Raw genomic sequence first — 12,753 nt, 5'->3', positions numbered from 1 at the left:
GCGCCCCGAGACGCCCAGCCGGGCCTCGTCGGGGAAGGGCCTGGTGAGATCGGTCATGACATCCTCCCGGTCGTGGCGTCCACGTCGCCGTTCACGCCGAAGTACTTCATCGCGGTGTCCACGTCCTTGTCACCGCGCCCGGAGACCGTCACGAGGATCGTCGGACGCCGGTCCGGGTCCTCGGCGAGCATCCGCAGGGCGAGGCGCTGGGCGCCGGCGACGGCGTGGGCCGACTCGATGGCCGGCATGATGCCCTCGCAGCGGGCGAGACGGTCGAGGGCGGTCATGGCCTCGTCGTCATCGACCGGTTCGTAGTGGGCGCGGCCGATCCGGGCGAGGTAGGCGTGCTCGGGCCCGACCCCCGGGTAGTCCAGGCCGGCCGAGATGGAGTGCGACTCGACCGTCTGGCCGTCGTCGTCCTGGAGGACGAAGGTGCGGGTCCCGTGGAGGACGCCGACCGAGCCGCCGTTGATCGAGGCGGCGTGCTCCCCCGTCGCGACGCCGCGCCCACCGGCCTCGAAGCCGTAGAGGGCGACGTCGTCGTCGGCGATGTACTCGGCGAACGAGCCGATGGCGTTCGAGCCGCCGCCGACGCAGGCGCAGACGGCGTCGGGCAGGGCCCCGAAGCGGTCGAGCATCTGGGCGCGGGACTCCTTGGAGATGATCGACTGGAAGGCCTTGACCATCTGGGGGAACGGGGCCGGGCCGGAGGCCGTCCCGATGAGGTAGTGGGTGGTACCGACGTTGGTGACCCAGTCGCGCATCGCCTCGTTCATGGCGTCCTTGAGGGTGGCGCTGCCCGCCTCGACGGCCACGACCTCGGCGCCGAGCAGCTGCATGCGGGCCACGTTGAGGGCCTGACGGTCGGTGTCGACCCTGCCCATGTAGACGCGGCACTCGAAACCCATGAGGGCGGCGATCGTCGCCGCCGCCACGCCGTGCTGGCCGGCTCCGGTCTCGGCGATGACGCGCCGCTTCCCCATGCGCCGGGTCAGCAGGCCCTGTCCGAGCACGTTGTTGATCTTGTGGCTGCCGGTGTGGTTGAGGTCCTCGCGCTTGAGCAGGATGCGGGCCCCGCCGCAGTAGCGCTCGCCGAAGTTGCTGGCCTCGCTGATCGGGGTGGGACGGCCCGCGTAGTTGACCTGCAGATCGGCGAGCTCGGCGGCGAACCGGGGGTCGTCCTGCGAGGACTCGAAGGCCTCGGTCAGCTCCTGGAGCGCGGCCATGAGCGCCTCCGGGACGAACCGGCCGCCGAACGGCCCGTAGTGGCCCAGGGCGTCGGGCAGCGCGTCCGGCACGATCTCACTCATTGGGATTCCCCATCTCTCGACTTCCGGCGGCGCTGGTGGCCGCCATCATGGCGTGCACGGCAGCGGCCGGGTCGCCGCTGCGCACGAGCATCTCCCCGACGAGTACCGTATCCGCACCGGCGTCGCGCACCCGCACGACGTCGTCCACCGTGGCGATGCCGGACTCGCAGACCTTGATCGCCGTGTCGGGCACGAGACCCACCAGCTGCTCGAAGCGGCCCAGGTCGACGTCGAGGGTCTTCAGGTCCCGATTGTTCACGCCGATCAGCTCGGCGCCGAGGTCGACGGCGCGGCGCGCCTCGTCGGCGGTGTGCACCTCGACGAGCGGCAGCAGGCCGAGACCGGCGGCCCGGTCGTACAGCACCCGCAGGTCCGCGTCATCGAGCGCCGCGACGATGAGCAGGACCAGGTCGGCGCCGGCGGCACGGGCCTCCAGCACCTGGTAGGGGTCGACGACGAAGTCCTTGCGCAGCACGGGCACCGAGACCCCGGCGCGCACGGCGACGAGGTCCTCGAGACTGCCGCCGAAGCGACGCCGCTCGGTCAGCACCGAGACGGCCCCGGCTCCACCGCGCTCGTAGGCGCGCGCCTGAACGGCCGGGTCGGGGATCTCGGCCAGGGCGCCCTTGGACGGGCTGGAGCGCTTGACCTCGGCGATGACGCGCACGGATCCGGCGCTGCGCAGACGCGGCCGCGGATCGATCGTGGGCCCGAGCCGCTCGATGGCCGCCTCCAGCCGGCTGGGGGCGGTGCGCGCCATGCGCGCCGCCATGTCGGCGCGCACGCCGGCGATGATTCCGTCCAGGACGGTTCCGGTGCTCATGACTGCTCCTCGTCGACGTCGCTGCTCCGCGTGCCCCCGCTCGAACCCCCCCCCAATCCCAGGCGAGCGGCACGCTCGCCTGGGCCCGCCCCAGGGCGGAGATCATCGCGGCCGCCTTGTTGCGGGTCTCGGCGTCCTCGTTGTCGGGCACCGAGTCGGCCACGATGCCGGCGCCGGCCTGCACATGGGCGACGCCGTCCTTGAGGACGGCCGAGCGGATCGTGATCGCCGCGTCGGCATTGCCGGCGAAGTCGAAGTAGCCGACGACGCCGCCGTAGGGGCCGCGGCGCGTCACCTCGAGCTCACCGATGATCTGCATGGCGCGCAGCTTCGGCGCTCCCGACAGGGTGCCCGCCGGGAAGCACGCCATCGTCACGTCCAGGCCCGAGACGCCGGACCCGACGACCCCGGTGACGGAGGCCTCGAGGTGCATGACGTGCGAATAGCGGCCGATGTGCATGAACCGGGTGACGGCGACGGTGCCCGGCACGCAGACGCGGCCGAGGTCGTTGCGTCCGAGGTCGACGAGCATGAGGTGTTCGGCGCGCTCCTTCTCGTCGGCGAGCAGCTCATCGGCCAGGCGGCGGTCCTCGGCCTCGTCCCGGCCCCGCGGGCGGGTGCCGGCGATCGGGTGGGTCGTCGCGACCCCGTCCTTGACGGTGACGAGGGCCTCGGGGCTGGAGCCGACCAGGTCGAAGCCCGGCAGGCGCAGCAGGAAGAGATAGGGGCTGGGGTTCGTGACGCGCAGCTCGCGGTAGATGTCGAGGGCCGAGGCGGTGACCGGCACGTCGAAGCGCTGGGAGGGCACCACCTGGAAGACGTCGCCGGCCCGCACGTGCTCCTTGGCCTCCTCGACGAGCCGCTGGAACTCCCCCGGGGCACGCTGGTCCTGGACCACGGGCGGGGCGACCTCGCGTGTCGTCGCGAGCATCGCCGGACGCGGCGCGCACAGCCGGGCGGCCATCGCCCGGACGCGCCCCACGGCATCCGCCCAGGCCCGCTCGGCGCGCTCCGGGCTGTTGTCGTAGTTGACGGCATTGGCGATGAGCCAGACCTCGCCGCCGTCGTGGTCGAGGACGGCCATGTCCGCGGCGAGCATCATGACCATGTCGGGCACGCCCAGGTCGTCGGGCAGGGGCTCGCCCAGGGTCGGCTCCTGCTCGCGTTTCACGTCATAGCCGAGATAGCCGACCATACCGGAGCTGAACGGCGGCAGCGCGGGGTCGGCGGGGGTGTGGAGGGCATCCAGGGTCTCGCCGAGCACGGCCAACGGGGCCCCGCCGGTGGGCAGCCCGGCGATCGGACGGCCGAGCCAACGACTGCGCCCCGCCGCGCCGACGAGGATCGAGGGGCAGTCGACGCCGACGAACGACCATCGCGACCAGACGCCGCGCTCGACCGACTCGAACAGGAAGCCGCCCTCGCGGCCCCGGGTGAGCTGCTGGTAGAGGGCGACCGGGGTGAGGTCGTCGGCGCGCAGCCGGGCGTGGACGCTGATGACGCGCCGCCGGCCCGCCTGGGCGACGAACTCATCGCGGCCGGGGAGGATCGTCAGCTCGGGGCTCATGCGGCGCCCCCCGCCGCCGGGCCGTCCGGCGGGGTCCGGTCGTCGGACCCCTCGACGAGCGGGAGCGGGCCGCCGGTGTCGAAGCAGGATTCTGCGCCGGTGTGGCAGGCGCCGCCGACCTGGTCGACGCGCAGGAGGATCGTGTCGCCGTCGCAGTCGAGCCGGGCCTCGCACACGTACTGCGTATGACCGCTCGTGGCGCCCTTGACCCACAGTTCGCGGCGCGAGCGCGACCAGTAGGTCGCCCTGCGGGTGGCGAGCGTCATGGCCAACGAAGCGGCGTTCATCCACGCCATCATGAGGACCCGGCCGCTCGTGGCGTCCTGGGCGATGGCGGGGACGAGACCAGCGGAATCGAAGGTCAGCCGGGAGGCGATCCCCTCGGGCAGGACCGTCCCCTCGGGCGGGGCGGCCTCGGCGGGCAGGTCATGGGCGTCGGACGGCATGCGTCCCATTGTCCCCCTGCGCGCAGGAACCGGTTCCGCGACGCCGAATGGCGGTCCGGACCGTGGGATCCGCGCCCGCCGAACGGGTCTGGGGCGCCCTCGGCGTCATCGGTAGGTTGACCGGCCGGCGCCGCGGGGTGGGACTGCGGATCGTCCGGAACGACGGCGCGGCCCGAGGTCCGCACTGGCCGGATCGGAATCGGCGGCGCCCGAGACGGAGCCCCCGCACCGGAAGCGCCGGATCGATCCGTCACCACGCGGGGGTGGCCAGGCCCTGATCCATTTGTTATGTTATTAGCGCGCTCTAATAAGAGTTTGAGCGGACAAGAACCTCAACGAGGAGGAACAGGGACAATGACCTCGAAGGCACGCAACACGAACGATCCGAGGTACTCGAAGCTCACCATCGGCGTGTGCCCGGACCAGTGGGGGGTGTGGTTCCCCGACGATCCGAAGCAGATGCCGCCCCGCCAGGCCTGGCAGGAGATGGCCGAGGCCGGGTTCGACGTCATCGAGACGGGCCCCTGGGGATACTTCCCCAAGGACCCGAAGGAGCTGCAGAAGTGGTGCGACGAGTACGGCATGCGCGTCGTGGCGGGCACCGGCTGGGGCATCCTGCACAAGGCCGAGGCCTGGCCCGAGACGGTCGCGCACTTCCGCGAGATCGCCGAGACACACGCCGCCGTCGGCGCCGAGTACATCGTCCACCTGCCGCCGCTGTACCGTGACGACAAGACCTGGGAGTGGACCGACGACCGCGTCCTGAGCGATGACGCCTGGAGGCTCTACGTCGAGCACGCCAACGCCCTGGGCCGGATGCTGCTGGACGAGTACGGCCTCAGGATGGTGCTGCACCCGCACGGGGACTCCCACATCGAGACGCCCGAGGAGATCGCCCGTATCTTCGACGCCACCGACCCGAGGTACGTCAACCTCTGTCTCGACTCCGGCCACGTCGTCTACGGCGGCGGCGATCCCGTCGAGCTCTGCCGGACGTACCCCGACCGCATCACCTATGTACACATCAAGGCCTTCGACGAGGCCATCACGAGGGAGGCCCACGAGAAGGACTGGCCCTTCGGCGAGGCCGTCACCAAGGGCGCCTCGGTCTGCCCGCCCGCCGGGCTGCCCGAGATGCACGCCTTCGTCGACGCGCTGGCCGATCTGGACAAGCCGATCTACTGCATCTGCGAGCAGGACTGCTACCCGTGCGAGCCGTCCTTCCCGAAGCAGAACGCCATCAACATGCGCACCTACCTGGCCGGGTGCGGCCTGGGCCTGGCCTGACCGATCCGCGGCCACCCGATCACTCGAAGAGGAGAACACATCATGACTGTCCGCATCGGACTCATCGGCGCCGGCGGCATGGGCCGGGCCCATCTCGCCCGGATCACCAATGAGCTGTCGGGCGGCGAGATCGTCGCCGTCGCCGACATCAACCACGACGCAGCGGTCCAAGCGGCCGCGCCCTACGGAGCCAGGGTCCACGACACCTCGGACGAGCTCATCAACGACCCCAGGGTCGACGCCGTCATCATCGCCACCTTCGGCAAGGTCCACGCCCCGGACGTCATCCGCTGCATCGAGGCCGGCAAGTACGTCCTGTGCGAGAAGCCCCTGGCCACGACGGCGGAGGACTGCGCCGCGATCATGGCGGCGGAGCAGCGGGCCGGCAAGAAGCTGGTCACCGTCGGCTTCATGCGGCGCTTCGACGCGGCCTACAACGAGATGAAGGCCGTCCTGGACGCCGGCGGGAACGGTCAGGCGCTGCTGGTGCACAACCGCCACCGCAATCCCACCGTGCCCGAGTCCTACACCTCGCGCATGGCCATCGACGACACGGCCATCCACGAGATCGACACGATGCGCTGGCTGCTCGGCGAGGAGATCGTCCGGGTCCGCGTCGAGCGTCCGAAGTCGACCACCCACCGCTTCCCCCACCTCATCGACCCGGTCGTCGTCGTCATGTACACCGAGTCCGGCGTCCGCATCGACGACGAGGTGAACGTCAACCTCCAGTGGGCCTATTCCATCGAGTGCGAGCTCGTGCTGGAGACCGCCGCCGTGCGCCTCGGCGACCAGGAGAAGATCCACGTCCGCGACGAGCACGGCGACCGCAATGCGATGTGCCAGTCCCACATCGACCGTTTCCAGGCCGCCTTCAACCGCGAATTCCAGGAGTGGATCAACGCCGTGGCCCGCGACGAGCACACCGGCTCCACCTCATGGGACGGCTACGCCGCGACCTCGGTTGTCGACGCCGCCGTCGCCTCCCTCGAGGACGAGAGCGCTCCGATGGTCGAGGTGAGGCTCATGGAGAAGCCCGCGTTCTACGCCTGAGCGGCCCCGACCCGATCGCCCGCGCGGTGATCATGCGGCCCCGGCCCCGCGACTGGCACAATGGGCACGCCCCGTTGTCGGACGCGGGGACCGGGGCCGCGCCCGCGCCCCGCCGAGACGGGTGAGAGGTGGGTCATGTCCGCGAAGCGCAGGCCGACGCAGGTGGACGTCGCACGGCTGGCACGCACATCGCGGCAGACCGTGTCCCTCGTCGTGCGGGACGACCCCCGGGTGGCCCCGCAGACCCGCTCGCGGGTCCTCTCGGCCATGGACGAGCTCGACTACCGGCCCAACATCGCCGCGCGCGCCCTGGCCGCGCACAACTCCCGGTTCATCGGCATCATCCTCGTCGGCATCACGAACCCCTTCTACGCGGACCTGTGCGATGCGCTGCGCAGTCGCTGCGAGGAGCGCGGGCTGATCCCGCTCGTCGCCATCTCGGGCCGGCACCGCGACAGCTGCATCGTCTGCGCCGAGCGGCTCGTCCACATGGGGGTCGAGGGTCTCACGGTGGTCTCCCCTCCCCTGGGCGCCGAGGACCTGGACCGGATCGGCACCCAGGTCCCCACCGTCCTCCTCACCCACAACAGCGGCCCCGGGTCGGTCGACCTCGTGCACACCGACGACGAGACCGGGGCGCGCATGGCGACCCGCCACCTGCTCGAGAACGGCTTCGAGCCCGTCGCCCACCTCGGCTACGACCGCGCCATCCCCGGGGACTCCGCCGGCGCCAGACGGCGGGGCTTCCTCGCGGAGGCACGACGGGCCGGCACCGAGCCGCTGTCCGTCGACCTCATGACGACGACCGTCGAGGACGCCGTGCGGGGGCTGCTCCGCGCACATGGCCCGGGAATCGGGTTCTGCTGCCACAACGACCTCGTCGCGCTCGAGGTCATGCGGGTGCTCGCCGACCGGGCCCCGGCGGGCGGGCACGACCACGGGATCACCGGCTTCGACAACTCGCGCATCGCCTCGCACCCGGCGATCTCCCTCACGAGCATCGACCAGAGGACCGCCGACTTGGCCGATGCCGCCGTGGAGCTGCTCGGCGAGCGGATCGACGGACGGACCGGACAGGTCGACCGGGTGTGCGCCCCGACCCTCGTCCGCCGGGACTCCAGCCGCTCCCGCGGCACCCCGGACGTCGGCGCGTCGCCCCTCGCCGGCAATTTGTCCTAACAAATACTTTACATCGTCGGATCGCGTGACTAGCGTCAGAACTGACCCGGGGAAGAAGTCCGGGTGCGAACCAGCGATGCTTCAACCGACGGAGGACGACATGACTTCTCACATTCCCACGACCATGCGCGCCGCGGTCCTGCGCGACGTCTCGCGCGGACTGGAGATCCAGGAGATCCGCACGCCGAGGCCGCGCACCGGCGAGGTCCTCGTGCGAACGAGCGCCTGCGGACTGTGCCACTCGGACCTGCACGTCATCGGCGGGGCCATCGCCTTCCCCCTGCCGTGCGTCCTCGGGCACGAGGTCGCCGGCGAGATCGTCGAGCTCGGCCCCGGCAACGACCACACCGGGCTGGCCGTCGGCCAGCGCGTCGCAGGCGCCTTCCTCATGCCCTGCGGGCAGTGCCCGGCGTGCGCGGAGGGCCGCGACGACCTGTGCGGCCCCTTCTTCGACCTCAACCGGATCCAGGGTCGGCTCTACGACGGCGAGACAAGGCTCTTCGACCTCGACGGGACGCCCATCGCCATGTACTCCATGGGCGGCCTGGCGCAGTACTGCGTCATCCCCTCGACCTCGGTCGCCCCGCTGCCGGACTCGATCGACCCGGTCGCCGGGGCCATCCTCGGCTGCGCGGCAATGACGGCCTACGGCGCGGTCCGCCGCGGCGCGGACCTGCGCCACGGGGAGTCCGTTGCTGTCGTCGCCACCGGCGGGGTGGGCTCGAACATCATCCAGATCAGCCGGGCCTTCGGCGCGAAGCAGGTCATCGCGATCGACGTCGCCGACGACAAGCTGGAGGCGGCGCGCGCACTGGGCGCCACCGACACCGTCAACTCGACGAAGCAGGACGTCCACGAGACGGTCTTCGCGCTCACGGGCGGGCGAGGCGTCGACGTCGCCTTCGAGGCCCTCGGCCGCCCCCAGACGTGGACGTCAGCCCTCGACGCGCTGCGCGACGGCGGGCGGATGGTGCCGATCGGTCTGGGCGCCGGGGTGCAGACGGCGCAGGTCGAGATCAACCGGACGGTGCGCCGCTCGCAGTCGATCATCGGGTCCTACGGGGCCCGGACCCGTCAGGACCTGCCGGAGGTCGTCCGCCTCGCGGCGGAGGGGACGATCCGCTACCAGGACATCGTCACCCGCAGGTTCGCCCTCGAGGACGTCGCGCAGGGCTACGAACTGCTGAGGCAGGGCGCGGTGCAGGGGCGCGGCGTCGTCGACATGTCGCTGTGACCCGGCGATCCGGCGCCGCTCCGAGGGGGCGGCGCCGGTTCCGGGCAGCACGGGTGGCGGCCCGGGATCAGCCGTCCGCGACGAGATTGAACTGGAACGAGTACATGCCGCAGTTGTAGACGTGGTTGCCGTACTCGATGACGGTGCCCTCCTTGTCGAAGGCGGTCCTCTCCATGACGAGCACGGCGCTGCCCTCGTCCAGCGCGAGCAGATGGGATTCGCGCGCGGATGCGAGCCTTGCCCCGATCGACTGCTGGGCCATGACCGGACGGATGCCGTGGACGGCGAGACTGTCGTAGAGCCCCTGCCTGGTGAGCTGGGTGACGCTCGGCGTCCTGTCCCCGGAGGGCAGCAGATTCGTCAGGATCGCCAAGGGCTCGTCGTCGATGTAGCGCAGTCGCGTCGTGCGCACCACCTCGGAGCCGATCCCGGTGTGCAGATCGCGGGCCTCCTGCTCGCCGGCGAGCATGACCTCGTAGGAGAGGACCTCGGTGCGGGGGGTGAACCCGGCGTCCACGAGGTCGTCGTTGAGGGAGGTCAGCCCGAGGGGGCGGCGTACGTGCATCGGGGTCACCCGCGTCCCGACACCGCGCCGACGGGTCAGTAGCCCCCTCGCGACGAGATCGCGCAGCGCCCGGCGCGTTGTGGGGCGCGAGACCTTGAGACGCCTCGCCATGGAGACCTCGTCCTCAATGAGGCGGCCCGGCTCCAGCCGGCCGGCCAGGATGAGCTCCTCGAGGGGGTGGGCGATCTGCTGGTAGAGCGGAACCTCCGAGTCGCGGTCCAGGGCGATCTGCGGGACGAAGGGGACGTCGAGGCCCTCGGCCTGCGCCGTGCCCGTCATGTTCACCTCTGCCATCGACCGCTCCTGACCTTGCCCACCGGCGCACCGCGTCGGGTGCGTCAGTGTACATCGAACCCATATGACATATTGATCCTCAATTTGTCATGACAAAATCTTGACGGGTTCGTCCCCGCGTCATAGGTTGGGGTCAGCAGCATCCAGGGAGCACCCGCACGGAGAGCGGGGCATGACTGGGCCGCAGGAGGAACGATGATGTCCAGCCCAACAGAGATGACACAGGCCCGCACCGCACGCACCGAGGACGACGAGCTCGATCTGTTGACGATCGGGCGCTGCGGCGTGGATGTCTACCCCTTCCAGACTGGGATCGGACTCGAGGACGTGACGAGTTTCGGGAAGTTCCTCGGCGGATCCCCGACGAACGTCGCGGTGGCCGCCGCCCGGCAGGGGGCGCGCAGCGCGGTGATCACGGAGGTCGGCGACGACCCCTTCGGCCGCTTCGTCTGCCGCGAGATGAAGCGCCTCGGAGTCTCGGACAGGTTCGTCGCGCGCAACGAGGACTACAACACCCCGGTGACCTTCTGCGAGATCTTCCCGCCCGACGACTTCCCCCTCTACTTCTACCGCCAGCCGAAGGCCCCGGACCTCGAGCTCACCGCCTCGAACATCCCGATCAGGGCCGTGCGGGCGGCCAGGATCTTCTGGTTCTCCGTCACCGGCCTGTCGGCCGAGCCATCCCGCTCGGCGCACCACTTCGCGCTCGACCTGCGGAAGGGCTCGAAGTGGACCATCGCCGACCTGGACTACCGCCCCATGTTCTGGCAGGACGAGGAGATCGCCTCGAGGGAGGTCGGGCGGGCTCTGGGCAAGGCGAACGTGGCGATCGGCAACAAGGAGGAGTGCCGGATCGCGGTCGGCGAGACCGAGCCGGATCGCGCCGCGGACGCGCTGCTCGACCGCGGCGTGGACATCGCCGTCGTGAAGCAGGGGCCCCTCGGCACCCTCGCCAAGACCAGGCAGGAGCGTATTGTCATGCCCGTCACCCCCGTCGAGGTCTGCAACGGGCTGGGGGCCGGGGACGCCTTCGGCGGTTCCTTCTGCCACGCGCTCCTCGCGGGCCTCGACCTCGCACGAGCCGTCCAGTACGCCTCGACGGCGGGGGCGATCGTGGCCTCCCGCCTCGAGTGCTCCACCGCGATGCCCACAACGACGGAGATCGAGCGGGTCATCGCCGAGCACCCCGACATCCGACCAGTCATCGAGAAGAGGTAGGGCACTCATGGGAGCTCTGATCGAAGAACTCACGAGGATCCGTTCGTGCGATCCGGACAGGATCGCACGGGTCCTCGCCGACCGTCCGCGCGCCGATCTCGCGTCCGAGGGGCGGCTCCTCGTCATCGCCTGCGACCATCCGGCCAGAAGCGCCCTGGGCGCCGGGCCCGATCCGATGGCCATGGCCTCGCGCGAGGACCTGCTCCGTCGGTGCGTCGCAGCCCTGTCGCGGCCCGGGGTCAACGGCTTCCTGGGCACCGCCGATCTCATCGAGGACCTGGCCCTGCTCGGGGCCCTCGACGGGAAGCTCGTGTGGGGGTCGATGAACCGGGTGGGTCTGCAGGGGGCCGCCTTCGAGTTCGACGATCGTTTCGGGGCCTACGACGCGGAGGGCATCGCCGCGGCGGGGCTCAACGGCGGGAAGATGCTCACCCGCATCGACTACGACGACCCCGCGACGGCGCGCACCCTCGAGGCCAGCGCCCGCGCCGTCGACTCGCTCACGAGGCGGGGCCTCAACGCCATGATCGAGCCCTTCGTCTCGCGGCGCGAGGACGGGCGCGTCATCAACGACCTCACCCCCGACGCCGTCATCAGGTCGATCTCCGTGGCCCAGGGGCTCGGAAGCAGCTCGGCCCGCACCTGGTTGAAACTGCCGTGCGTCGAGGACATGGGGCACGTCATGGAGTCCACCACCCTGCCCAGCCTGATCCTCGGCGGTGAGGTCTCCCGGGATCCGCAGGCCGCACGGGCCGCGTGGGCCAGGGCGCTCGCCCTGCCCAACGTCAGAGGACTGGTCATCGGCCGGTCCCTCCTCTATCCGCCGGACGACAACGTCGAGGCGGCCGTCGACAATGCAGTGGAGTTGCTGTGAACGAGAACAAGTACATCGTCCGTTCGGGCGAGACCGCCCATGATTCCTACGCGACCGATCTGAGCCCGGCCCGCGCCGGTTGGGAGTGGTCGTCCCTGCGCGTGCTCGACCTCGCCCCGGAGCAGGGGGTCGAGGTGCCGGGGGGCGAGGCCGAGTTCCTCGTGCTGCCCCTGGCCGGCGGCTGCACGGTCGAAGTCTGCGACCGGTCGTACGACATCGCGGGGCGCGCATCGGTGTTCACCGACATCACCGACTATCTCTACATCCCCCGAACCACGGACATCAGGGTGACCAGCGAGGACGGCGCGCGCATCGCGCTGCCCGGGGCGAAGGCGACGAAGGACCTGCCCGTCCGCTACTGCGGGCGCGACGAGGTCGGCACGGGGCTGCGCGGGGCGGGCCCGTCCTCCCGGCAGGTCAACAACTACGCCCTCGGCAACGACCTGGAGACCTCGCACCTGCTCGCCTGCGAGGTGCTGACCCCGGGCGGGAACTGGTCCTCCTATCCCCCGCACAAGCACGACGTCCACAGTGACGTCGAACGCGTCCTGGAGGAGATCTACTACTACGAGATCAGGCCCGGCGACGAGGGCGCCGCGGAGGGCTTCGCCCTCCAGCGGATCTACCCCTCACCCGGCCACGAGATCGACGTGTGCACCGAGGTGCGCAGCGGGGACATCGTCGTCATGCCCCACGGCTACCACGGCCCGTCCGTCGCCGCGCCCGGGTACGACCTCTACTACCTCAACGTCATGGCCGGTCCCGCGGAGGACTCGATCTGGTTGATGACGGACGATCCTCGGCACACGTGGATCCGCCGGTCGTGGGAGCACGAGCAGGTCGATCCCCGACTGCCCATGACCCCGATGAACTAGCACGCCGACAACCCGTTCCCGACCAGGA

The 12,753-nt window shown here is 70.7% G+C and carries 11 protein-coding genes and 1 pseudogene; 7 read left to right on the top strand and 5 right to left on the bottom strand.

Features of this window, described 5'->3' with window-relative positions; genetic code table 11:
- Positions 1-53: 53 nt before the first annotated feature.
- The 4 genes and pseudogenes from trpB to hisI all read right to left on the bottom strand — a co-directional run bounded on the left by trpB (position 54) and on the right by hisI (position 4,146).
- Positions 54-1,310, bottom strand: coding sequence for a tryptophan synthase subunit beta (gene trpB, locus EGX94_RS12585; RefSeq protein ID WP_021796817.1), 1,257 nt, complete (start codon positions 1,308-1,310; stop codon positions 54-56).
- Complete coding sequence (gene trpC, locus EGX94_RS12580; RefSeq protein WP_051245294.1) at positions 1,303-2,133, bottom strand: indole-3-glycerol phosphate synthase TrpC; 831 nt, start codon at positions 2,131-2,133, stop codon at positions 1,303-1,305. The genes trpB and trpC overlap by 8 nt, the downstream gene beginning before the upstream one ends.
- A 127-nt stretch (positions 2,134-2,260) precedes the next feature.
- Positions 2,261-3,700: pseudogene (locus EGX94_RS12575) on the bottom strand (chorismate-binding protein); the annotation flags it as partial.
- Positions 3,697-4,146 (bottom strand): phosphoribosyl-AMP cyclohydrolase, encoded by a 450-nt coding sequence (gene hisI / locus EGX94_RS12570; protein ID WP_021796852.1) that lies wholly within the window; start codon positions 4,144-4,146, stop codon positions 3,697-3,699. The pseudogene EGX94_RS12575 and the gene hisI, both read right to left, overlap by 4 nt.
- A 354-nt stretch (positions 4,147-4,500) precedes the next feature.
- On the opposite strand from hisI, the gene EGX94_RS12565 reads away from it, so the two are divergent.
- The 4 genes from EGX94_RS12565 (at position 4,501) to EGX94_RS12550 (ending at position 8,899) form a co-directional block, all read left to right on the top strand.
- A complete protein-coding gene (locus tag EGX94_RS12565; protein ID WP_021796834.1) occupies positions 4,501-5,433 on the top strand; it encodes a sugar phosphate isomerase/epimerase family protein in 933 nt (310 codons plus the stop codon).
- Between the two features lie 42 nt (positions 5,434-5,475).
- Positions 5,476-6,486 carry a Gfo/Idh/MocA family protein gene (locus EGX94_RS12560; RefSeq protein ID WP_021796808.1) on the top strand — a complete coding sequence of 337 codons (1,011 nt, stop codon included), beginning with the start codon at positions 5,476-5,478 and terminating at the stop codon, positions 6,484-6,486.
- A 135-nt stretch (positions 6,487-6,621) separates the two neighbouring features.
- On the top strand, positions 6,622-7,665 hold the full coding sequence (locus EGX94_RS12555; protein WP_021796844.1) for a LacI family DNA-binding transcriptional regulator: 1,044 nt from the start codon (positions 6,622-6,624) through the stop codon (positions 7,663-7,665).
- Positions 7,666-7,765: 100 nt separating this feature from the next.
- On the top strand, positions 7,766-8,899 hold the full coding sequence (locus EGX94_RS12550) for a zinc-binding dehydrogenase (RefSeq protein WP_192962664.1): 1,134 nt from the start codon (positions 7,766-7,768) through the stop codon (positions 8,897-8,899).
- A 67-nt stretch (positions 8,900-8,966) separates the two neighbouring features.
- On the opposite strand, the gene EGX94_RS12545 is transcribed toward EGX94_RS12550, so the two are convergent.
- Positions 8,967-9,758 carry a GntR family transcriptional regulator gene (locus EGX94_RS12545; RefSeq protein WP_021796818.1) on the bottom strand — a complete coding sequence of 264 codons (792 nt, stop codon included), beginning with the start codon at positions 9,756-9,758 and terminating at the stop codon, positions 8,967-8,969.
- Between the two features lie 198 nt (positions 9,759-9,956).
- Here EGX94_RS12545 and iolC point away from each other — a divergent pair, with 198 nt between their 5' ends.
- Genes iolC through iolB form a run of 3 tightly spaced genes read left to right on the top strand, consistent with a single transcriptional unit; the run spans position 9,957 to position 12,725 of the window.
- A complete protein-coding gene (gene iolC / locus EGX94_RS12540) occupies positions 9,957-10,976 on the top strand; it encodes a 5-dehydro-2-deoxygluconokinase (protein ID WP_051245306.1) in 1,020 nt (339 codons plus the stop codon).
- 7 nt (positions 10,977-10,983) lie between these two features.
- Positions 10,984-11,850, top strand: coding sequence for a Cgl0159 family (beta/alpha)8-fold protein (locus EGX94_RS12535; RefSeq protein ID WP_021796853.1), 867 nt, complete (start codon positions 10,984-10,986; stop codon positions 11,848-11,850).
- Positions 11,847-12,725: a 5-deoxy-glucuronate isomerase gene (gene iolB / locus EGX94_RS12530; RefSeq protein WP_021796847.1), complete on the top strand. Its 879-nt coding sequence runs from the start codon at positions 11,847-11,849 to the stop codon at positions 12,723-12,725. The genes EGX94_RS12535 and iolB overlap by 4 nt, the downstream gene beginning before the upstream one ends.
- The last annotated feature ends 28 nt before the right edge of the window (positions 12,726-12,753 follow it).

Source organism: Propionibacterium acidifaciens (assembly GCF_003798325.1).
GTDB classification, from domain to species: domain Bacteria; phylum Actinomycetota; class Actinomycetes; order Propionibacteriales; family Propionibacteriaceae; genus Propionibacterium; species Propionibacterium acidifaciens.
This window is presented reverse-complemented; position numbering and strand designations above follow the sequence as displayed.